This window comes from Nocardia ignorata NBRC 108230 (assembly GCF_001612905.1).
In the GTDB taxonomy this organism is placed as follows: Bacteria; Actinomycetota; Actinomycetes; order Mycobacteriales; family Mycobacteriaceae; genus Nocardia; species Nocardia ignorata.
This window is the reverse complement of sequence record NZ_BDBI01000002.1, coordinates 189278-210223: the sequence shown is the minus strand read 5'-3', so window position 1 is coordinate 210223 and position 20946 is coordinate 189278. Positions and strand designations below refer to the sequence as shown.

Sequence of the window (20946 nt, the reverse complement as noted above, 5' to 3'; positions counted from 1 at the left end):
TATGTGAGCGCCACCTATCCGGCAGGTAGCACCGCCGAGGACTACCAGCGGCTCGCTGATCTCGGCCGGGCGCTTCGGCCACTGATCGCGCCGATCGACCGACTCACCTGGCGTGCTGCAGCATTTCGAACCGAGCACGAGCTGGCTCGGGAACTTCTCGACCCTGCGGTCTTGGTACGCGCGGCGGGCGGGCTCCCGCTGCTGTGGCTGAACGTGACCTACCCGGTGGGCACATTGCCCGCCGGGTTGCTCGACGCCGTGATCGGCGAATTCGATCTGCGTGCGCTCGGCGAGTTCACCGAGCCGTAGTGACCTGCTCCTAGCCGAGGACTGGGTTGCGGCGCTTGGCCAGCAGCTTGTAAAGCGTCTGCTGGATGGTTTCGCGCACCTGGTCGGTGACCTCGAACATCGTCATCGGGTCGTCGGCTTCCTCCGGTTCGAAGGCGGTGGTCGCGATCGGCTCACCGAACTCGATGTACCACTTCGACGGGACGGGGATCGCGCCGAGCAGGCCGAGGTGCGGGAACAGCGGGGTCACCGGGAAGTACGGTAGGCCGAGGAGACGGGCCAGCGGCTTGATGTCGGCCAGCTTCGGGTAGATCTCCTCCGAGCCGACGATCGACACCGGGATGATCGGCACACCGGTGCGCACCGCCGCCGACACGAATCCACCGCGACCGAAACGCTGCAGCTTGTACCGGTCGGCGTAGTTCTTGCCGACACCTTTGAAGCCCTCGGGGAACACCCCGGCGATGTGTCCGGAGCGCAGCAGCCGTTCGGCATCGGGGTGGCAGGCGAGGGTGTGCCCGGCCTTGCGGGCGAGCGCACCGAAGACGGGCAGCTCGAACACCAGGTCGGCGGCCAGCAGGCGCAGCGCGCGGTGGGCCGGATGCTTGTCGTGCACGGCCAGTTGCAGCATGAGCCCGTCGAGCGGAACCGTGCCCGCGTGGTTGGCGACGAGCAGCGCGCCGCCGGTGGCGGGAATGTTCTCGATCCCGGACACCTCCACCCGGAACCAGTAATCCGACAGCGGCCGCAGCGCGGGCAGGATCACCGATTCGAGCAGGTGCTTGTCGTAGCCGAATTCGTCGATCTGGTAGTCACCGGTGAGCCTGCGCCGCGCGAATTCCGCGGTGCTCTCGATCTGCTTGCCGAGAGCGTCGCGCAGTGTTTCCGACAGCGACTTCGGCGGCTGGGTCGGCATGCCCGGCCGGTGATCGCTCAGGGCGGTGACGGGGGTGGGTTGGACCGGAACGTCCGGTTTACGCCGGGACGACGGCCGGTGCCGGGTCTCGACATTCACGTCGAGACGAATGACTTTCGCTCCTTCGTTCATGTGTGCGCTCCTGAACCGGCCCCGATGAGGCCGAGCAGTTTGTGTTCCGCGGCGTCGATCCATGCCGGATCGAAGACGGGCCGCAACGCTGCGCCCGCGATGAAGTCGTCGAATGCCTGGACCGTCGTCCAGCGCGGGGTGAAGCCGAGTTCGGTTCGCATGCGGGTGGTGTCGAGACCGCAACCGAAGTAGAAGTAGTCGGGTTGTTCGCCGCTGAAACCGCGCATGACCGGACCCATCAGGCTCCGGCCGACGGTGCGGAAAACAAAGAGGGGTACCGGGGCGGCGATGCGCCCGGCCCGGCGGATGGCCTGCGACATCGCCAGCGCGCCGTCTCCGGCCACGTTGACGGTGCCACCGTGGGCGCGGGAGGCGGCGTGTACGAGTACCGCCACCGCGTCCTCCTCGTGCAGCAACTGCATCCGGGCTTCGCGCCCGAGCACGGTCGGGGTGATCGGCGACCGCAGGTATTGCACGCCGCTGTCGGCCAGCCTGGGACCGACGATCGGGGCGAGCCGCAGAATCGACGCCGACATATCGGACCTGCGCCGCGCCATCGCGCGCACGAGCGCCTCGATATCGATCATGTCGCGGGCGAACCACCCGGCCGGTGGCGTGCGCGCACTCATTTCCTCGGTGAATTTCGCCGGGTCCTTGGCGCTGCAGCCGTACACGGCCGACGACGAACGCACGACGACGCGACGCACCGATTGCGCCTTCTGACACACCGCGAGCAGTTGCATCGACCCGAGCACATTCAGGTCTTTCATCACCGCGCGACCGCCGCGCGCCGGCGGGCGGGTGAGCAGGGCCGCGTGGACGACGGTATCGACGTTGTTGTTCTCGACGACCTTGCGGATCAGCGGATTCCTGATGTCGGCGCGGACGAATTCGGTACGACCCAGGCGACGGCGCACCTCGCGTCCGGGGGGCATGGTGTCCACCGCGATCACCCGTTCGACACCGGGATCGGCGGCGAATCGGGACGCGATCCGGCTACCGAAGTAGCGGCTGGCACCGGTGACCAGCACGACTTTCGGTTCGTGGCGTTCCCGCGTATCGGAACCCTGACCTGACCCCACTCAAAGCCCCCTGCTTCTCATGATTTCCGCGTACCAGAGTAGCCGCATTCGCGCCACCCGCCGACACGATCTACCAGCTTTTAACGAGGACAACCCGTTATCGCACAGCGAGATTTACAAACCGGGACATTTCACAGCGAGAGCCCGTCACCTCGAAAGGTGACGGGCTCTCGCGGGCACGCAGGCTTACTTGCCGAGTTTGCGCCGCTGAACACGTGTGCGGCGAAGCAGCTTGCGGTGCTTCTTCTTCGACATACGCTTGCGGCGCTTCTTGATCACAGAACCCATAGGGTTTCCTCGCGTTCTCTCTACTCGGCATGCACACGCGGTGTCGCGTGCGTCGTCTGGTGCCCGCGCCGCCGGGGCGCACCGGACACCACGAAGCGGTGCCACCGGCAGGCGGACACGAACCGATTGTCCATGCTACAGCGCTGTCGGCGGCACGGGTGCCGCGGGTTCTCGGCCCCGAGGCCTCGATCCTTCCCTCCCTGCGGGCACTCCTTCGTCGCACCCTCCGGTCAGTCCAGGATCGAGGCGGCCGAGAACCTTATCCGGCGTCGAAGTACGACGTCTCCAGGTAGTCGTGCACCGCCTTCGCGTGCACCCGGAACGAGCGTCCGACCCGCACCGCGGGCAGTTCGCCCGAGTGCACGAGCCGGTACACCGTCATCTTCGACACCCGCATGAGATCGGCGACTTCGGCGACGGTGAGAAACTGTGTGCCACCGCCGATCACCGGTTGCGGAGTGGCACCGACTCGTGGAGCGGGTGACCCCGATCCACCGCCGGACGCCGGTGAATTACTGGACATTCTGTTCGCAGACATCATGGCACCATTGACCTCCGGCACGTCCGCGCCGCCGGCTTCCCCACCGGCGGAACAGACACGCACGTGCTTCTACGAGCTTAGCGGTGCCAGTGGGATTACTGCGACGGGTGTGAGAAATCGGTTATCGCGCCGGGCGCCCGCGTGTCATTCGCTGGACGCGCCCTGTTCCACGGATCGACGCTTGGCGGCCTGCAATGCCTCGATGAAAGTCGACCGAATCGCACCGCGTTCGAGTTCGCGCAATGCCGCGGCCGTCGTGCCGCCGGGCGAGGTGACCGCGGCGCGCAGATCGACGGCGTTCTGCCCGCTCTCGTCGATGAGCGCGGCCGAGCCGATCATGGTCTGCACGACCAGTTCGGTGGCGATCTCGCGGGTGAGGCCGAGGCCCACACCGGCGTCGATCATGGCCTCGACGACCAGGAAGAAGTACGCCGGGCCGGACCCGGAGACGGCGGTGACGGCGTCCATCTGCGTTTCCGGCACCGTGACGACCTTGCCGACGGCCTCGAGCATCTCCCCGACCAGTTCCAACTGCTCGGGATCGGCGTAGCGGCCAGGCGCCTGCACGGACATGCCCTGCCCCACCAGCATCGGGGTGTTCGGCATGACCCGGACCACAGGGAACCCGGCCGGTAGCTTCGACTCCAGGTGGCTGGTCGTGATGCCCGCGGCCAGCGAGACCAGCACCTGCTCGCGGCCGCTGTCGAGGTCGGCTTTGGACAGGTCGGCGAGTACCGAGTCGACCACGGTCGGCTTCACCGCGAGGACGACGATGTCCGCCCCTACGACGGCATCGGAGGTCGACGCGCTGACGCGCACCTTGAACCGCTCGGCCAGCTGCGCGGCGCGGGGGGCGTGCGTCTCGACGACGACCAGATCCTTGGGCGCCCGACCGGCTTCCAGCAATCCGGCGACCAGCGCCTCACCGATCCGCCCACCACCGACAACAGCAATTCTCGTCATGCGGCCAAGGTTAGTGGTGGTGTGGCCGCGATTGTTACTTGGCGGGGATCAGTGCCAGTTGGCGGCTCTGGGCGACCACCGCACCGGTGCAGTCGAGGACCAGTTGGTCCTCGTCGAACATGCGCTCGCCGACTTCGCGGGAGGTGGCGATGACGCGCAGCCAGCCGGGTGCCGGGACGCGACGCAGGTAGGTGGTCATCTGGACCGTCGGCGACCAGCCGAAGTGGCCGAGGTTCATCGGCACCGGCGGGCTCATGTCGGCGGCCATCATCGCGAAGGCGGCGCGGGCCAGGGGGTCGGCTTCGTCGCCGTCGAAGGGGCGGATCCACAGTCGCAGCCGGGGATCGCCGGTCTCACCGCGCAGGAATTCGCCCCAGGTGGGGTCGAGCAGGACGTGCGCGCTCTGGCTGACGTGCACGATCTTGCCCATCGGCGAGTCCGGGGTGTAGCGGAGCGCGGTGTCGGTGGGCTCGGCGGGCATGTCGGTGTCGGGGCCACTCCAGCGAGTGGCGGTGGCGTCGAGGTGGCCGAAGGTGAACGCGGTGCGCACCAGGGTGCGGTCGTTCTGGATCAGTTCGGCGTCGACCAGGCAGATCTGGCGGCCCTTCTTGCGGATGTGCACCGCGTACTCGACCTTGCCCGGATCGGGGGCACCGAGGAAGTCGGAGCTGGCCGCGATGGGCGCCATGCGGGCGTAGGAGGCGTCGGCCTCGGTGAGCCATCGGGTCGCCGCGGCGGCGCTGGCGGCCACCATGGTGCCGCCGTGCACCTTGGGGCCGATGGTCCAGGTGGGGTCGATGACACCGGCGTAGCGGCCGGTTTCGGCATCGGTGGTGGTGAGCTCGGTCAGGTCGATGACCTGACTGAACGGCGCGTCGGTCGCGAGTTCTCGCGTCATCGTCACTCCTGGTCGCGGTGCACTTTCGTACAGCGTACAAGCACGGTGCCGCTCGGCATATTCCCGAGTTCGTCGCGATGATTACGGCAGGTCGGCGTGGCGGGGTTGCGGGTCGGGCGTGGCGCCCGTGAGGTGACGGCGCGCGAATTCGAGCGTGCGTGCCAGCAGGGCCGAACGGGCGGCCGTGGTCCGCGCGTTCTGGGTGTTGATCTCGGCGACGGCGTGACCGCGAAAACCCGTGTCCACCAGGTATTCACACAGCTGCGCGCACGGCTGGGTGCCGTCGCCGGGGACCAGGTGCTCGTCGTGGGCGGCGCCGCGGCCGTCGGCCAGATGCAGGTGCACCAGGCCCTCGCCCATCCGCCGGGCCAGCTCGAGCGCGTCGGTTCCCGCCGTCGCGGTGTGCGACAGGTCGAGGGTGTAGTGGTCGAAACCGGTATCGGTCGGGTCGTAGGACGGGCTGAACGCGCTCACCGCGCGCCCTGGTCCCGCGCGACGTTCCAGCCTGCGCACCGCGCCCTCACGGAACAGGGTGTCGGCCCGCATCGGGAACATGTTCTCCACCGCCACCTTCACCGGGTGGTGCGCCTCGAGTTCACCGACCTGCTCGGCGAAACCCCTGGCGTAGCGGCGCTGCCAGCGAAACGGCGGGTGCACGACCACGGTGTCGGCACCGAGCGCCTCGGCCGCGCGCACACTGCGTTCCAGCTTCGCCACGGGGTCCGCGCCCCAGACCCGTTGGGAGATCAGCAGACACGGCGCGTGCACCGCGAGCACCCGGACGCCGTAGCGCTTGGCATAGGACTGCACGGTGTCGATGTTCTGGCTGGCCGGTTCGGCCCACACCATCAATTCGATTCCGTCGTAACCCAATTCGGCGGCATAGCGGAACGCCGCCTGGGTGTTCTCCGGATAAACCGACGCCGTCGACAGCCCGATCTCGATGTTCCCCACGGCCCACTCCCTGTATTCAGCTGGTACTGAGGAGGAAGGCTAGCGGTCCGAGCGTCACGAAGACGCCGACGATGACGGCGATCACCGTGCTGAAGATGTCGTCGGTGCGGCGCAGCACCCGAACCAGCGCGACCAGACCGAGGATCACCACCATCGCGAGGGCGAGCGCCACCCAGGGCAGCGTCTCCCACATCGTCTCGAAACCCTTGAACAGCAACATGCCCGCAACGGCCGCACCGGCGCTCTGCGCGCCGAGCATCATCCACTCGCGGCGATGATCGTCGGCGGGCGCCTTGGCCGTGAACCGGGAGATCCGGCCACCCGCCGCCGACCGGTTGCGTGACGACGCGACCCGGCTCTTGGCACGGGATCTCGCACGGCCCGCCACCTTGGCCGCGGCGGCCTTGGTCGCGGCCCGCCTGCTCGCCCGGCTCGGTTTCGGCTCGGGCTCGTAGTCGTCGTCCTCGTACTCGTCGTAGTCGCCGTAGTCGGTGTCGGAGTAGTCGTTGTCGGCGTAATCGCGGTCGGTGTAGTCGGATTCGGCGTAGTCGTCGGTCGCCGGTTCGACGCCGCCGAGGCGATACACCTCGGTGCGCGCGTCGGCGGTGGCGTCGATCTCGGCACGCTGACGCAGCAGATCGGCCGCCACCGAGTCACCGGCGAGCAGCGGCTGTTCCTGACTGATCGGCGACCACGCCGCCGTCGGGACACCGGCGCTTTCGGACGCTTGATCCTGCGCGGGGCGATGCCTTCGGGCCGACCACGACGGCAGACCGCCACCCTTGCCCGCATCACGCCTGCGCTCGAGCGACGGGCGCGGGTCGGCGGGGGCCGCGGGTGCGGGGCTGTAGGCCTGCGTCGGCTGGGGGTAACCGTTCGACGCCGGGTACCCGCTGTCTCTGCCATTGAAAGCCTGCGGCTCGTAGGCGGGCGGCTCATAGGGCGTCGGCTCGACGCTCGGGTGGTTCTCGAATCCGAGATCCGGGAAGGCGTTGAAGCCTGGGGTCTGGCCGGGACGACCCATGAACGCGCGCGGCGCGTCGATTCCCGACTCGTGCAGCGAGGCCGCGTACCCGCTCGCGGCGGGCGGTTCGGCGGCTTCCTCCGCGGCCTCGGCGGCGCGGCGGCGCGCGGCCCGGCCACCGGTGACCGGCGGTGCGGCTGGTGCGGCCGGTTCCGGGTACTCGGGTCCGTCGTCGGCCTTGCGGCGACGGCCACCGCCGACGGCGGGCAACGCACCGGAACCGAACAGCTCGGCGATACCGGGGTCGACGGGTTGCGTCGTTCCGCCGGGCACACCGAGCCTGCCGTTCTGGCGCGTGTCGCGGGCTTCGGCGCGGAAGGGGCCGAACGGATCGGAGCCGGACCGGGACGCGGTGGGCGCGAGGGGGTCCGCGGTCGGATCGAGGCGGGTGATCGGGCCGGAGATCGGTGAGTACGCCGGTTCGGCGGGGCCGGGCGGCGGATACGGCGCGGGCTGTTGGCTCGCGGGCGGTTCGTAGCTCGGCGGTTCGTAGCTGGGTGGTTCGTAGCTGGGCGGTTCGGGCGGTGTCTCGGTGGGCGCGGCGTGTGAGCGGCCACCCGTCCGGACCACAGCGTTCTCACCGGTCAGGTCGGTGACCGAGACCCCACGGCCGCTGCGGCGCCGCCTGCCGCCACCGGAGGACGGCGGCGACCCGCCCTGCGCACCGTTGCGCGCGAGCAGTTCGGCTACCGAGAGCTGTTTGGAATCCTCACCACTCATGCTGTCTCCCTACCGGTTCCACCGGCGGCATCGCCACCGGGCCACCCCCGTTGGGTTCGGTATCGAGTTTGCGCAGGATCAGCCCTTCGCGCAGCGCCCAAGGGCAGATCTCGATGCTGTCGAGCGATAACGCCCGCATACTCGCCTCCGCGACCAAAGCCCCGGCCACCAATTGCTGGGACCGGTCCGAACTCACACCTTCCAGTTCCGCGCGATCCGAGGCGGTCATCCGGGAGATGAACGCGATCAGCTGGCGCAGACCGGAGCTGGTCAGTGTACGGCGCACCCGCGGACCCGCGGCCGAGGGTGCCGCTCCCGTGAGCCTGGCCAGCGAACGGAACGTCTTCGACGTGCCGACGGCGAGGTCGGGTTTCCCCGCTTCGATCAGGGTTTTGGACGGGACGACGAGTTCGGCCTCCAGCCAGTCGCGCAGGACCGCGATCTTGCGCTTGCCCGGCGGATCGTCGCCTAACCATTCCCTGGTCAGCCTGCCTGCGCCGAGCTGCAGCGACAGCGCGACATCGGGCTCCTCGTCGCCGCCGTTCGACATCTCGAGCGAACCGCCGCCGATGTCGAGGTTGAGGATGCGCCCGGCGCTCCAGCCGAACCAGCGGCGCACCGCGAGGAACGTCAGCCGCGCCTCGTCCTCGCCGGAAAGCACCCGCAGATCGACACCCGTGCTCGCCCGCACCCGGGTGAGCACTTCCTCGGAGTTGGTGGCCTCACGCAGGGCGGACGTGGCGAACGGCATCAGTTCCACGCACTTGGCCTTGCGGGCCAGATCGGCGAATTCGGTGATGGTCGTGATGAGCCGCGCCTCGCCCGCCTCGGTGATCCGACCGTCGCCGTCCATGTTCTCCGACAGGCGCAATGCCGCCTTCGACGAGCTCATGGGCATCGGGTGTCCACCACGATGCGCGTCCACCACCAGCAGGTGAACGGTATTGCTTCCGACATCGAGAACACCTAGCCGCACTCCGAATACGGTACTTGGTGATCCGGGAGTACAGGGCAGGCGACTGAACTGTTAGCGTCAGAACTTGTGACCGAAGGCGAAGGCCCCATCGCGCAGACCGGGCTCCGACCTGGGCGGAAGATCGATCCGGCCCCGGAAGTCGAGCTGGATTTCCCGCGCGAGTGGATCGAGTTCACCGACCCAGCAAACGACGAGCACCAGATCGTCGCCGACCTCACGTGGCTGCTGTCGCGCTGGTCGTGCGTGTTCGGCACCCCCGCCTGCCAGGGGATCATCGCCGATCGTCCCGACGACGGGTGCTGTTCGCACGGCGCGTTCCTCGCCGACAAGGACGACCGCAAGCGACTCGCGAGTGCTGTGAAACAGCTCACACCGCAGGATTGGCAGCTGATGGGCGAGGCCACCGAGAAGGGCAAGGTCGTCAAGAAGGGTTACCTCGAGCTCGACGAACTCGAAGACGAACCCGCCCTGCGCACCCGCCGCTTCGACGGTGCCTGCATCTTCCTCAACCGCCCCGGTTTCGCCGCGGGCGCCGGCTGCGCGCTGCACATCATGGCCGTGCGCAAGGGCATCGAACCGCTCGAGGTGAAGCCGGACGTGTGCTGGCAGCTGCCGATCCGGCGCACCCAGGACTGGGTGGAGCGCCCCGACGGCGAGCAGATCCTGCGCACCGTCGTCACCGAGTACGACCGCCGCGGCTGGGGTCCCGGCGGCCTCGATCTCGACTGGTACTGCACCGGCTCCCCCGACGCCCACGTCGGCGCGAAACCGGTCTGGCAGTCCTACGCCCCCGAACTGCGCGAACTCCTCGGCGCTCCCGCCTACGAGGAACTGGCCAAGCTGTGCCGTCGCCGCGAGGGCCTCGGCCTGATCGCCGTGCACCCCGCCACGGTGGAAGCCGAACGCCTCCACGGCACGCATCCCGCCTGAGCCGGGGGTCCGGTTCACCTGCCCGCAATCGCCGCGTCATCGAGGTCGAGTTGGATCGCTGCTCATGTCCAAGAAAGCGCTCTACCTCGCGACCCTGACGCTCGGCGCCACCCTGACCATGACCGGCCTCGCCCACGCCGAGCCCAACGGTGACCCGGCCGAGTACGCCGATTTCACCTCGAGCTTCGTGAGCTACACCGACCCCGCGGCCATCGACGCGGCGAAGAACGGCAAGTACATCATCGCCAGCACCCAGGGCACCTCGACCACCATCGCCTGCCGTGGCAACGGCGCCGACGTGGAGATCTACGACTGCATGCAGGAAGACGCCTACGGCTGGGTGCCCCTGAAGAAGATGGACACGCCGCTCGGCGTCGTGTGGAGCGCCATCTGACACGCACGACAAAACCCGGCATCGCCTCGGATGCCGGGTTCTCGTCGGTCAGGCCTCGAGTTTGTAGCCCAGCCCGCGCACGGTCACCAGATGTTCCGGCTTCGCCGGGTCCGCCTCGATCTTCGAGCGCAAGCGCTTGACGTGCACGTCGAGGGTCTTCGTGTCGCCCACGTAGTCCGCGCCCCACACTCGGTCGATCAGCTGCCCACGGGTCAGCACGCGGCCCGAGTTGCGCAGCAGGTATTCGAGCAGGTCGAACTCCTTGAGCGGCAGCGTGACCTGTCCGCCGTTGACGTGCACCGTGTGCCGGTCCACATCCATCCGCACCGGCCCGGCCTCGAGCACACCGTTCTCACTACCGGAGTCCAGCTCGTCCCCGGCTCCACGCCGCAGCACGGCGCGAATGCGGGCGATGAGCTCGCGCGCCGAGTACGGCTTGGTGACGTAGTCGTCGGCGCCGAGCTCGAGCCCGACCACCTTGTCGATCTCGCTGTCACGCGCGGTCACCATGATGACCGGCACGCCGCTGCGGGTCCGCAGCTGTTTGCACACGTCGGTGCCGCTCATGCCGGGGAGCATGAGGTCGAGCAGGACGATATCGGCGCCGGAGCGGTCGAATTCGGCCAGCGCGGAGGGCCCGTCACCGGCGATGGTGACGTCGAAGCCTTCCTTGCGCAGCAGGAACGCCAGCGGATCGGCCAGCGACTCCTCGTCTTCGACGATCAACACACTCGTCATCTGCGTGCCTCCACACCGTTCGTTCGTCCAGCGGGATTGCGCTGGGCGATGGTTTCTCTCGTGGCGAGCTCGGGCGTCTGCCCCGCGTCCTCGTCCCCATCGGTTTCCAGATGGGCGGGGATGCGCAGGGTGAACGTCGAGCCGGTGCCAAGTTTGCTCCACAGGGTGATCTCACCGTTGTGGTTGGCCGCCACGTGTTTGACGATGGCCAGGCCGAGCCCGGTACCGCCGGTCGAGCGGGAGCGGGCCTTGTCGGAGCGGAAGAACCGCTCGAACACCCGTTCCTGGTCTTCTTTCGCGATGCCGATGCCACGGTCGGTGACGGCCATCGCGACGTGATCGCCGCGCAGCGACCGGCTCACCGACACGTGCGAACCCTGCGGCGAGTACGCGATGGCGTTCTCCACCAGGTTCGACAGCGCGGTGACCAGCAGCGTTTCGTCGCCGAGCACTTCCAGCCCGCTCGGCCGATCGGTGCTGACGGTGATGCCCGCGGCTTCGGCGGCGGTGCGCGAGCGGTCGACGGCCTGCTGCACCACGGTGTCGACATCGACAACGGCCAGGTCGGGCAGTTTCTCCGCCCCCTGCAACCGCGACAGCGCGATCAGTTCGGTGACCATCTTCCCGAGGCGCCGGGATTCGGCGAGCACGCGGGAACCGAAGTGCCGGACCGCGTCCGGGTCGTCGGCGGATTCGAGCATGGCCTCGGCGAGCAGGCTCATCGCACCGACCGGCGTCTTGAGTTCGTGGCTGACGTTGGCGACGAAATCGCGCCTGGTCGCCTCCATGCGCGCCTGTTCGGAGTCGTCGTCGGCGAACAGCACGACGAAACTGGTCTCCTCGCGCGAGAGCTTGCGTGCGATGCCGCGCACCGCGATGCGGCCGCGACCGGGTAACGGGTTCTTCGCGGTGAGGTCGAACTCGGCGGATTCACCGGTGGCGAGGACCTTCTCGACCGCCGACCAGGCGCGTTCGTCGAGGAGCCGGTTGCGGACCAGGCCGAGTTCCTCGGCACGCGGGTTCACCAGCACCACGTCGCGGTATTCGTCGACCACGGCGATGCCGCTCTCGGAGGCGAGCACGATGAGGTCGAGCACCTGCGACATGGTGAGCCCGGTGTCCTCCTGGGTCCGTGCCGCCTGCCTGGCATTGACGTAAGGGATCAGCAGGCCCCCGACTGCCAGTCCGACGACAGCCGCGAGGACTGCCAACAGCACGGCCTGCGGAACGCTCACGTTATTGATCGTACGAGTGCACACCGACTTCCCGGCGCGGGGTGGGGTGAAGTTTCGCGCAGGTCACGGGCACTTGGGGTGGTGTTCGTCCGCCGTTCACCCAGCGGGCACCCAGTGAGCCGCCGGGCGTGTCAGACGTCGGTTCCGCCGTACAGCGCGGCGCTCACCTCGGCCCCGTGCGCGTCGACCCATGCACCGAGCGCATGAATCGGGACGAGCAGATCGCGACCCGCGTCGGTCAGTTGGCACTCGAGGCTTCGGCATACGGACGGCTGCATATGGGTGTTGCCCGTTCCATCCGCCGCAACGTTCGAGTCACCGACTTCCGGCTGATACCACCGACCCCTCGAGAAGTTCGCTGTGACGTTGCGGACCCTCGTTGAGCATGGGCGGGCAAGCGACGCCCATCTTCTGCGACCGCACTGTCGATCACGATCGGTTCGAATAGTTGCGCCGCTACCACGGCAGGTCGTCCGTCGTCTCTATGAGAGACCGCCGCAACTCGTTCTCCTGCCCGGTGGTATCCGGGCCCAGTTGTCGCAGTTCCTCGAGAACCTCCGCAGCCCGAACCCCCTGAGTCGATGGTTTGGTCGCCTCGATCAGGGTGCGGGTGGAGTGTGCGATGAAGGGGCCTTCTCGCTGGATCTTTTCGTGCAGCTCACGTAGCTGGTCGCGGTAGGTCTCGACCGTGAAGCCGGGGACCATCCAGATCACTTTGCGCAGGAAGTAGACGACGGCGCCGATGTCGCCGAATTCCATGCGGAGACGTTCGGTGCGCTGGTCGACGATCCGCAGTCCGGCCGCGCGGGCGGTGGCGGCTTCGTCATCGGGATGGCGCGCCCGACGGGCCTGCGGTTGTGGCCCGAGGAAGTATTCGACCAGTTCGAACACACTCGCTGGCCCGACGTGCTGAGCCAGGTAGGTGCCACCGGGTCGCAGCACGCGGGCGATCTCGTCCCACCACACGGTGGCCGGATGGCGCGCGGTGACCAGATCGAAAGCGTTGTCGGCGAACGGAAGTGGCGGCCCGTCCGGTGCGGCGACAACGACGACGCCCCGCGGGTGGAGCAGCGCGGTGGCCGCGGCGACGTTCGGCGGCCACGATTCGGTGGCGACCATGGTCGACGGAAACCGGTCGACCCCGGCCAGCACTTCGCCACCGCCGGTCTGGATATCCAACGCGGCGGTCACGGTCGGCAGCCGAGCACCGAGCAACCGCTGATACCCCCAGGACGGACGTTCCTCGCTCGCCCGGCCCTCGAGCCACGAGAAGTCCCACCCGGCCACCGACACCGAGTCCGCTTCCTCGATCAACTCCTCGAACGTCCGCATGATCCTCACCCTGCCAGGTCAGGCAGCGAACCCGAGCCCCAACGCCACCGCGACAGGCACCAGATACAACACCGGAAACGCCACCGTCTTGTACGACCGCGCCCGCAACACCGTCACCACCGCACCGGCGAAATAAAGGATCAGCCCAAGAGCCGCAACCACCCCGACCACCGGCACCCACAGGCCCACCAACAACCCGATCGCCCCCGCCGCCTTCGCCACCCCCAACGGCATCCACCAACTCTCCGGCACCCCGTAGTCCACCAGCGGATCGACGACAAACGCAGCCCGCCGCAACAACGAGAACGCCGAGAACCCGACCCACAAGGCGGCAACAACGGTAACGACGACGTAGGCAGTTTCCATGACTCGACTCCTTGCCCTGCCGCGCTTTTCGCGGCGTTCACAGAGTCGACGACACAGCCACAGGCAGTGTGACATCACCTGAAGCGCAGGCAAGACGCACAGTTGCGGTTGCTCCGAGACTTCACAGCGTTGTCACTGAGTGACGATCGGGATTCGGCGGCCGACGATATTTCCGCCCTGCCTCAGCCGGTATGCACACCGATCGAGGCAGCAGCCTCGATCGCGTCGATCACACGCTGCTTGCCGGCCGGTTCGATGTGCAGGTCCTGGTACCGGCGGTAAGAGAGATAACGGCCGTCATCGCACACATCGAGCCAGATGAGGTACGAGGTCGGACCAGGCCGGGTGGACTGCAATCCGGTTCTGATTTCGATCCGGCCTCCCGCCGCCCGTTTCGCCTCGGTGAGCCGATGCATGCGGGCGGCGACCGAATCCTGCGGCCGCTGCCAGGATTCGAAATGTGTGGCCAGCCGGTCGACATCCTCGACCAGATGGCCGACCTGTCCAGCGGGCTGGTCGCCGAGGAAAGCGGCGAACGCACGGTTGACCAGACCCGCACTGCCGGAGAACACCTCGACGCTGTGATCCTCGTATTGGCGAATCACGACCCCTCGGTCTCCCGTCCGCGCACCGTAAGCGCGCAGTCGTGGGCCGGTTTCGCTGAAGAGCGCCAGTGCCGTCTCGGGCCGCGCGGCGTGCCGGAGTACCGCACTCAGGTCCAGATCAGCACCAGCGGGCCAGCGTTGCGCGGCGGCCGCGGCAAGCTGCTCATACGCGCTTTCCGTCGCGGCGGCCGAGTACACGGTGAGCGGGAACGGATAACGATCGTCGCCCGTCTCCCGCAACCACACCTGCGCGAATTCGTCAGGGGTGAACATCCAGCTCATGCGTTTCCGGACTCCTGTTCCGGCAGGCGGGTCGCCGGGGCGTCGGCACCGATGGCCTGGGGCACCGCATGCTGCTCGTCACCCAGCAGTTCGGGTTGAACACCACGCAGGTAGTCGGGCGCTTTGTGCTCGTCCTCGTCGTCCTTACCGCCCCCACGCGCGCCCGGCGCACCCATCATTCCCGGACTCATCCCGCGCCCACTGGATCCCGCGGCACCCGAAGAACCTGCGGCGCCAGGGTTTTGGCCCGCCGCCACCGGGGCGCGCCCGGCCAGGGAACCTCCCGGAGCCGGTGTGCCGCTGCCGGGAGTCGAGCCACCAGGGGAACCACCACCCGGCGAACTACCTCCCGGTGAACCGGTCCCTGGCGTACCGGTGCCAGGTGTCGTCGTGGAAGGCGTGGTCGACGAAGGATCGGTGCTTGCCGGGTCGGTGGTGCTGTTCTGATCCTCGGAATTCTCGGTGCCGCTGCTGTCCTCCGTGCCCGCGCTCGACGATTCGTCCTCGGTGGTCGTACCGGGCTGCTCGGTCTCCTCGGTCGTCGCGGTGTCGCCCGCCTCGCCGGTCTCAGTGCCGCTACCACCGGCACCTCCACTGTTCGACCCGCCGCCCCCTGAGCCCGGATCATTGACGCCACCACCCGGTTGGCTGGGCGCGACGAAGGTCGGCACCGACTCACCTGCCGGACCGTAGGTCGGTTTGTAGGTCGAATTCATCGCCGCGATCGCCTGCAAGCGTCGATCTTCCTTCTCGCGCTCCACGGTTCCCGCCTCACCGGGGACCGCCAGCTCGGTCAGCGTCGCGGGAACAGACGACCCGACACCCGCCCCAGCCTCCGCCGAAACCGGTGGCGGCACAGCAACCTTCACCGCTTCCGCACCGTAGGCGGCAGCCTTCACTCGATGCCCCACTACCGAAAGCACCGTGTAAACATCAGTGGCCTCGGTGATGAACCGCCGCCCCGCCGCTTCCCCCGCCGAAGCGAACGCCCCCTCCAAACTCGATGTGGCACGAGCCGTTTGAATCATCAATCCGGTCACCGCACCCGAGATCTCCACGAACATCGACACCCATTTGTCGCCGAATTGCTGCATCGTCCCAGGCTGCATCGCTTGCACACCGTTGAAGATCTCTTGGTGCGAAAGATTTTCGTACACTTCGAAATCGACGATGTACTTAGGATCCACGCCCCCATGGCTCAGCGATTGTTGCTGCTGCTCAGCCCCCTGCTGCTGTTGCGTCCCACCCGCCGAAACAGCCACTGTCAGTTCTCCTTACCGATGGATTTCTCCACTACCGAAGCGATTTCCATGATGTTCGCGCAGGGGTAGAGGTTCTTGCCAACCCCCAAGCTTTGCACGTAGGTCCACAGCAGAACCGTTCCGACCTTGGTTTCCATTTGAACGTGACACTCGTCTTCGGTTCCCGGAGCTCCGGTACCGGTGCCAGCCCTTCGGCCGTTGACCGTCGTTGGCTGCAACCAGCTGCCGTTCTTCTCCAGGTTCTCGGCCCAAGTGATATTTCCCGAGTCCACACCCAAGGCGATCGTATGGTCAGAATTCTCGAAACTGCAGGTCAAGAACGTGTACTCCGCTACGAGGTCCGGCCCTCGTTCGCGAGATGAGGACTTGAAACCGACAGACTCGATGTCGGCAGCGCCGATCCATGTGCAGGGGTCGAAGACCACCTTCGGTCGCCCTGTTGATTGTGTGTACTTGTTGTCTTGGGGCGGCGGCTGCAACTTCGAGGCTGTCAACGTCGGACGAGCAGGCGAGGCCGATGGTTCTTCGACAGACGTCATCTCCCCCGCCACATTCGGTGTGTCGGGGTTCGTCGATGACCCACACGCTGCGATCAACGCAGTCAACACGACGCAACAGGCAACAGCTACTCGTCTCATTCCGCTCCTACCGCAAGGGCTTTGAATGCATCGGCTTTGAGCTGATCTACTTCACTCAAGATCCCCGCTGCCTGCAGATATCCGTCGGCCATCTTGCGAGCCGCTGTTGCCATCTGTTTCAGAACCTGCTCGGCCGATTCCGCCTTCTTCACAAACCCAGACTGCAGCTGCTCAGCTGAGTCCAGCGATCCGAACCCGTGGATGGACTTCAGATGGACCGCATCCTTGACCCACCCATCGCACATCACCGCGAACCGTAGATAGCCCTGAGCCACCTCCCGAGCAGCGTCCGGCTCCATCCGCAACTGACCCGACGACGCAGCGTTCCACAACTGCGTCGCAGCTTCCCCTCCGATAGCCACTGACCCTCCCCACGTCTGCTCTCGTCAGCACGCAGTGTAGCGCCCCACTGCACGACCGAGAATCCCTGGCTTCGTGTGACTGACTGACCTCGGTCGCCTGGCCGTTCTCCCCTGCCGCGATTCCGTCCGCACTAGACCACGAGTCGTGAGCTAGCCGCAACTGGCCCGCTTACTCGGACGAAGGATCGCTTGGCCTATTTCCCGGAAGAAACGGGCTCGGGTGGCTGTTGGATGTATGGCTCGGGTCGATACGGCTCACAGGTTTGACGAGCCATATCGTTGATGATCGGCTGGGAATCGACCACAAGGAAGCGCGGACTATCCGACGTCTCTCCGGCGCCATTCGGCTCCGTTGTCAGTGAAACAGTAAGCGAGTCAGCCGCGTAGACGATGTGGGGCGTACTCAATTGCAGCTGACCAGTTGTCGACATACTGTACACCCCCGGCGTGTCGTATCTGCAAACATCAAAATCCCATCGAGATGGTGATATCTCCCTTACAGCGACCACACGATAGGTTTCGCCGCCGGTCTCCGCGACCGTCCCTATAGGCATGAATACAGGCTTCTGATCGGGACTGACGAGCCTGAGGATCTCAAGCGGGATAGTTGGATCGGATATGGGTCGCCAATCACCGACCAGAATTGTCATCCTTAATGCAGCATCAGCAGCCGCCTGCTGTTGCGAGGTCAGCGGGACAGCGGCATTCCATTCGGTTTTCACAGGAGGGAACGGAAATGGCGAGCTAGTCACCGACGAGGTGGTGGTATCATCCGATAGTTCCCTCGCCGGAGTCGTGACACACGACGAGGACAACATTACCGCTGCAGTAATGAGCACGAAACCCGACGCTTTGGACTGGATTCCCATCAAAATCACTTACTGGCCATTTCGATTCCGGTCCGGATTACCGAAAGGCTTGAAGCACCCAATCCCGTGCCGGACAAAGTCGTCAATCCATATTTTGTCGTGTAGCTTTCAACCAGGGGCTGAAATCCATGCGATAGCATGTAAGTCTTCAGTTGACGCTGCGTTTCTTCCGGAACATTCTCATTGAGATTGATCGGACGACCGGTCTGCGGATCTATCAGATTCATATTGTTGAGCTCTCCGCGTTCGAATTGATAGTTCAAAATTTTCTGCTGAAATTCATTCACCGCCAAAGCATTCATCGTGGCACCATCCGGATACTCGACCGACAGCTTCTCGGGCTCATCAACATAACTCATGATCGCTCCCTCGATGAGACCCTCACCGAGCATAGCTGTGACTTTCTTCCCCCCCTCCACTCCGGTGGCGGCACCCAGCCCGTAACTGTCCTGCGTAAGACCTTTTGTATAGTCCAGACCCACGTCGACACTTCCCATAAGGATCTGATCGACAAGTTTCGCCGCAGCCTTCTTGTTGTCATAAATATTCTGCTGGGCGTCGTTGTATTCGTTGACCGTGTACTGATCCTGGAAGGTTAGTGCATTGGCTGCCGCATTCGAGATGCGGCCGTCCAGCGTAGCGAGGTCACTGAGATGTTGCTCTAGGTACTTGCTGGGCGGCATCTCCTGTTGCGTGAAAGCCGCGTTCAGGATGTCTGCTTCATGCGCCGTTCGCGCCATCTCTAGAGTTAGCCTGCCACCCTCGGATTGGCTCGCCAAATACAACAGGCGATTTGCATCGGTCACAGCTAGCTGTGCCTCGCCGTGCTCGGGCAGATAGGCTGTTCCAGGAACCAGATGGTTGTCCCATGACTCGAGATTTGACCCCATGGCAACCGACAGCCCTCGGGCGAGTTCGGGGTTGTTCACGAAGCCCATCTCGATCTTGTTGAACTCCTCCACATCGATCCCACCGGATCGATGGCGATCGGGTTTGTCGTCGTTAGGGTCGTCCACCTCTTCGCGCGGTGTCAGCAGCTCAGGCAGGCGGGTAAGCGCCTCGCGGGCCTGGAGGGCGTCGGTCGTCGGTTTGCCGTCGGCGCCCACTTCGTGGGATTCGGTGCCGATCCAGCTGACCATCTGACCGGCCGCAGTTCCATTGTCTGCCCAGTCGTGCTGGAAGATTCCTCGGACAACCTGGGGGTCGTACTTTTCGTAGCTTTGGCCGGGGACGTCTTTACCGAAGAGTTCCTCGCTGCCGTTGCCTGTCAGCAGCGCGTAGCTGGAGTCATTGTTGCGAGATCCTACGGACAGCAGATCGTTGGCGCTGTGCTCCGTTCGTGCCAGCCATTCTGGTTCGTTGTTATCTCCCGTGTAGGCCTGGTATCCGCCGTTGTCGAGAATCCACGCCTGATTGGCGGCCTGCCGATCGAGTTCGACGCCGAACCGTTCACCCGGAATGTAGGACTGGTCGGAGGCCGCGAGGAACTGTCCAAATCCGCGCATGTCCTTGGTGTACGCCTGGACACCGGCCCACCTATCCATGTTGGGACCGAAGTTCGAGCGGTAGTCGTCGGGGAGATCGCGAGTGTTGCCGTCTGGGCTGCCATTTAGACCTGGCCGAGTGCCGATGAGTTCGCGGACTTCGGGGTGAAGCTGGTTCCAACCACCACGGTCGGCGACCTCCCCGTTGGCGGCGCGGGTAACGATGTCCTCGTTGGACAGAGTGAGCAACCCGTTGGCAAGGTTCTCGCGGAGTTCGAGTGATTCGGGGGAACCGTCGATCACGAGGCGGTCGGCCAGATCGATCAGGCCGTCGCGACCAGCCTTGTCGTAGAGGTTGTTCAGGTAGTCCATGGTCGACTGCGGGACCGTGACTTCCTCTCCGTTCGCCAGCGCCTGGAGTTGTTCGGGTGTGAGCCCGGCTTGGCCGAGGCGGGCGCTGATCTGGGCGATCTCTTCGTCGGACAGTTTGCCGTCGGCGATGGTCTCGCCATCTTGGCGGCCGAGCGCCGCCACATCGACTGCCGTCGGAGTCGGCACGTCCAGTCCGTTGCCGAGTTGGTCGCCTCGGACGCGCACCTCGTCCGAGGCGGTGTTGATCGCGGTGGTCGCTTCGGTAGCCGCGGTCAGCAGACTCGTCTTCGCGGAATCGATCAGGCCCTGGTGGTGAGTGATCCGGTCCTTGATCTTCTTCTTTTGCTCGTCGGTGTAATCGGATTCGGTATACGGCTTGGCCGACACCTTCCAACTGTCATCGACTGTGAGGCCTACAGGGCAATCGGCATCGGTTTCCGCTTCGGTGACGCGGCTGAGCAACACCCTGCGTTCGTTGGCGAGTCGTGAATCGGCGCCACGGAGTGCTGTAGCGATGTCCCGAATCTCGATGGACAGCCGCCGACCCTGGTCGTTCTCCTCATAGAAGCGGTCGTAGGCGGCCGAATAGGCCGCACCCTGCCAGGTGGTTCCCTGGAAGTGGGTGATCATGGAACCCAGCTGGGTTTCGTAGGCGGTGGTGTCGTCTTCCAGCTCTTGCGCCCACTCCGACAGCTTCTCCGGTTTCCACGCCTCGACGTTCGCACGGGTCACCATCAGACGACGCTCCCGGTGGCGAAGAAGTCCATCTGCTCGAGGCGGTTCTTGAATTCCTGGTCGCTGGTCTGGACGTTGTCAGCGCACTGATTGACGATACCGGCCAACTGGCGCATCCGCTGAGCGATCCTCAGCCATGCACCCTCGGAGTACTCGCCTGCCTTCGCGCACGCTGCGCCGATCTCGATACCAGGGAAGGCCTCACCGATCTTGTCACCGTTGGTGCGGACATCGATCTTGTCGATCTCCTCGCCTACCGAAGTGACCGTTGTGGCGAGCTTCCTCAACTCGTCTATGTCGACCTGTAGCACTGGACGCAATCCCCCATCGATGAACAATCCGGAAACATCGGCCGACCGACTTTACACGCAGGCCTGACCGCGGTTGTCCAGACTTCCGCTGTCGGTGCCGGTGGCTTCGATGCCGGAACATGCACTCCCCTGCGTCATCTCGGGCCACCCGCAGGCAATGCTGTCGATATCGCTGGCCAAGCAAGAGCCCCATGCCACATGTCGAGCACATCCTCAGCGATGCCGGAACTGCCGATCTACTGCGAGAGT

General features: G+C 65.7%; 22 protein-coding genes and 1 pseudogene. 3 read left to right on the top strand and 20 right to left on the bottom strand.

Going from position 1 to position 20946, the window contains the following annotated elements:
- Positions 1-3 precede the first annotated feature (3 nt).
- A complete protein-coding gene (locus NI2_RS01385; protein WP_067484920.1) occupies positions 4-309 on the top strand; it encodes a hypothetical protein in 306 nt (101 codons plus the stop codon).
- Positions 310-319: 10 nt separating this feature from the next.
- Here NI2_RS01385 and NI2_RS01380 read toward each other — a convergent pair whose 3' ends face one another.
- The 9 genes from NI2_RS01380 to NI2_RS01345 all read right to left on the bottom strand — a co-directional run bounded on the left by NI2_RS01380 (position 320) and on the right by NI2_RS01345 (position 8782).
- Positions 320-1336, bottom strand: coding sequence for a lysophospholipid acyltransferase family protein (locus NI2_RS01380; protein ID WP_067484917.1), 1017 nt, complete (start codon positions 1334-1336; stop codon positions 320-322).
- Complete coding sequence (locus NI2_RS01375; RefSeq protein WP_067484914.1) at positions 1333-2418, bottom strand: NAD-dependent epimerase/dehydratase family protein; 1086 nt, start codon at positions 2416-2418, stop codon at positions 1333-1335. Before NI2_RS01375 ends, NI2_RS01380 begins: the two co-directional genes overlap by 4 nt.
- A gap of 186 nt (positions 2419-2604) precedes the next feature.
- Positions 2605-2706 carry a 30S ribosomal protein bS22 gene (locus tag NI2_RS32690; protein ID WP_003402602.1) on the bottom strand — a complete coding sequence of 34 codons (102 nt, stop codon included), beginning with the start codon at positions 2704-2706 and terminating at the stop codon, positions 2605-2607.
- A gap of 259 nt (positions 2707-2965) precedes the next feature.
- Entirely contained in the window at positions 2966-3247 is a 282-nt protein-coding gene (locus tag NI2_RS01370; RefSeq protein ID WP_371851926.1) for a helix-turn-helix domain-containing protein, read from the bottom strand.
- A gap of 144 nt (positions 3248-3391) precedes the next feature.
- Positions 3392-4210: a pyrroline-5-carboxylate reductase gene (gene proC / locus NI2_RS01365; RefSeq protein ID WP_067484911.1), complete on the bottom strand. Its 819-nt coding sequence runs from the start codon at positions 4208-4210 to the stop codon at positions 3392-3394.
- A gap of 34 nt (positions 4211-4244) precedes the next feature.
- The gene (locus NI2_RS01360) at positions 4245-5108 is read right to left on the bottom strand and encodes a thioesterase family protein (RefSeq protein WP_067485855.1); all 864 of its coding nucleotides are present in this window, start codon (positions 5106-5108) and stop codon (positions 4245-4247) included.
- An 81-nt stretch (positions 5109-5189) separates the two neighbouring features.
- Positions 5190-6047, bottom strand: a complete 858-nt coding sequence (locus NI2_RS01355) for a sugar phosphate isomerase/epimerase family protein (RefSeq protein WP_067485853.1) — start codon at positions 6045-6047, stop codon at positions 5190-5192.
- Between the two features lie 31 nt (positions 6048-6078).
- On the bottom strand, positions 6079-7806 hold the full coding sequence (locus NI2_RS01350) for an Rv0497 family membrane protein (protein ID WP_067484908.1): 1728 nt from the start codon (positions 7804-7806) through the stop codon (positions 6079-6081).
- Positions 7796-8782 (bottom strand): Ppx/GppA family phosphatase, encoded by a 987-nt coding sequence (locus NI2_RS01345; protein WP_067484905.1) that lies wholly within the window; start codon positions 8780-8782, stop codon positions 7796-7798. Before NI2_RS01345 ends, NI2_RS01350 begins: the two co-directional genes overlap by 11 nt.
- 120 nt (positions 8783-8902) lie before the next feature.
- On the opposite strand from NI2_RS01345, the gene NI2_RS01340 reads away from it, so the two are divergent.
- Both NI2_RS01340 and NI2_RS01335 read left to right on the top strand, forming a co-directional pair.
- Complete coding sequence (locus NI2_RS01340; RefSeq protein ID WP_067485851.1) at positions 8903-9712, top strand: DUF3109 family protein; 810 nt, start codon at positions 8903-8905, stop codon at positions 9710-9712.
- Positions 9713-9776: 64 nt separating this feature from the next.
- A complete protein-coding gene (locus NI2_RS01335) occupies positions 9777-10106 on the top strand; it encodes a hypothetical protein (protein ID WP_067484902.1) in 330 nt (109 codons plus the stop codon).
- A gap of 48 nt (positions 10107-10154) precedes the next feature.
- On the opposite strand, the gene NI2_RS01330 is transcribed toward NI2_RS01335, so the two are convergent.
- The 11 genes and pseudogenes from NI2_RS01330 to NI2_RS01285 all read right to left on the bottom strand — a co-directional run bounded on the left by NI2_RS01330 (position 10155) and on the right by NI2_RS01285 (position 20673).
- On the bottom strand, positions 10155-10844 hold the full coding sequence (locus NI2_RS01330) for a winged helix-turn-helix domain-containing protein (RefSeq protein ID WP_067484899.1): 690 nt from the start codon (positions 10842-10844) through the stop codon (positions 10155-10157).
- A complete protein-coding gene (locus NI2_RS01325) occupies positions 10841-12079 on the bottom strand; it encodes a sensor histidine kinase (protein WP_067484896.1) in 1239 nt (412 codons plus the stop codon). Before NI2_RS01325 ends, NI2_RS01330 begins: the two co-directional genes overlap by 4 nt.
- Positions 12080-12661: 582 nt before the next feature.
- Positions 12662-13414, bottom strand: a pseudogene (locus tag NI2_RS01320) (class I SAM-dependent methyltransferase); the annotation flags it as partial.
- A gap of 15 nt (positions 13415-13429) precedes the next feature.
- Positions 13430-13777 (bottom strand): DoxX family protein, encoded by a 348-nt coding sequence (locus NI2_RS01315; RefSeq protein WP_067484893.1) that lies wholly within the window; start codon positions 13775-13777, stop codon positions 13430-13432.
- A 182-nt stretch (positions 13778-13959) separates the two neighbouring features.
- A complete protein-coding gene (locus tag NI2_RS01310) occupies positions 13960-14664 on the bottom strand; it encodes an ESX secretion-associated protein EspG (RefSeq protein ID WP_067484890.1) in 705 nt (234 codons plus the stop codon).
- Positions 14661-15758, bottom strand: coding sequence for a hypothetical protein (locus tag NI2_RS01305; protein WP_133733853.1), 1098 nt, complete (start codon positions 15756-15758; stop codon positions 14661-14663). Before NI2_RS01305 ends, NI2_RS01310 begins: the two co-directional genes overlap by 4 nt.
- Positions 15759-15928: 170 nt before the next feature.
- Complete coding sequence (locus NI2_RS01300) at positions 15929-16564, bottom strand: DUF3558 domain-containing protein (RefSeq protein ID WP_084475777.1); 636 nt, start codon at positions 16562-16564, stop codon at positions 15929-15931.
- On the bottom strand, positions 16561-16926 hold the full coding sequence (locus tag NI2_RS01295) for a hypothetical protein (RefSeq protein WP_133733854.1): 366 nt from the start codon (positions 16924-16926) through the stop codon (positions 16561-16563). The genes NI2_RS01300 and NI2_RS01295 overlap by 4 nt, the downstream gene beginning before the upstream one ends.
- 194 nt (positions 16927-17120) lie before the next feature.
- Positions 17121-17648: a hypothetical protein gene (locus tag NI2_RS33460; protein WP_133733855.1), complete on the bottom strand. Its 528-nt coding sequence runs from the start codon at positions 17646-17648 to the stop codon at positions 17121-17123.
- Positions 17649-17800: 152 nt separating this feature from the next.
- Complete coding sequence (locus NI2_RS01290; protein ID WP_067484879.1) at positions 17801-20386, bottom strand: TPR repeat domain-containing protein; 2586 nt, start codon at positions 20384-20386, stop codon at positions 17801-17803.
- Entirely contained in the window at positions 20386-20673 is a 288-nt protein-coding gene (locus tag NI2_RS01285) for a hypothetical protein (RefSeq protein WP_133733856.1), read from the bottom strand. Before NI2_RS01285 ends, NI2_RS01290 begins: the two co-directional genes overlap by 1 nt.
- Between the last annotated feature and the right edge of the window lie 273 nt (positions 20674-20946).

Bases quoted from the DNA above. Each gene is read 5' to 3' on its own strand.
- NI2_RS01380 (WP_067484917.1), bottom strand. From the start codon at position 1,336: ATGAACGAAGGAGCGAAAGTCATTCGTCTCGACGTGAATGTCGAGACC.
- NI2_RS32690 (WP_003402602.1), bottom strand. From the start codon at position 2,706: ATGGGTTCTGTGATCAAGAAGCGCCGCAAGCGTATGTCGAAGAAGAAG.
- NI2_RS01370 (WP_371851926.1), bottom strand. From the start codon at position 3,247: ATGATGTCTGCGAACAGAATGTCCAGTAATTCACCGGCGTCCGGCGGT.
- proC (WP_067484911.1), bottom strand. From the start codon at position 4,210: ATGACGAGAATTGCTGTTGTCGGTGGTGGGCGGATCGGTGAGGCGCTG.
- NI2_RS01360 (WP_067485855.1), bottom strand. From the start codon at position 5,108: ATGACGCGAGAACTCGCGACCGACGCGCCGTTCAGTCAGGTCATCGAC.
- NI2_RS01350 (WP_067484908.1), bottom strand. From the start codon at position 7,806: ATGAGTGGTGAGGATTCCAAACAGCTCTCGGTAGCCGAACTGCTCGCG.
- NI2_RS01335 (WP_067484902.1), top strand. From the start codon at position 9,777: ATGTCCAAGAAAGCGCTCTACCTCGCGACCCTGACGCTCGGCGCCACC.
- NI2_RS01330 (WP_067484899.1), bottom strand. From the start codon at position 10,844: ATGACGAGTGTGTTGATCGTCGAAGACGAGGAGTCGCTGGCCGATCCG.
- NI2_RS01315 (WP_067484893.1), bottom strand. From the start codon at position 13,777: ATGGAAACTGCCTACGTCGTCGTTACCGTTGTTGCCGCCTTGTGGGTC.
- NI2_RS01310 (WP_067484890.1), bottom strand. From the start codon at position 14,664: ATGAGCTGGATGTTCACCCCTGACGAATTCGCGCAGGTGTGGTTGCGG.
- NI2_RS01305 (WP_133733853.1), bottom strand. From the start codon at position 15,758: ATGCAGCAATTCGGCGACAAATGGGTGTCGATGTTCGTGGAGATCTCG.
- NI2_RS01300 (WP_084475777.1), bottom strand. From the start codon at position 16,564: ATGAGACGAGTAGCTGTTGCCTGTTGCGTCGTGTTGACTGCGTTGATC.
- NI2_RS01290 (WP_067484879.1), bottom strand. From the start codon at position 20,386: ATGGTGACCCGTGCGAACGTCGAGGCGTGGAAACCGGAGAAGCTGTCG.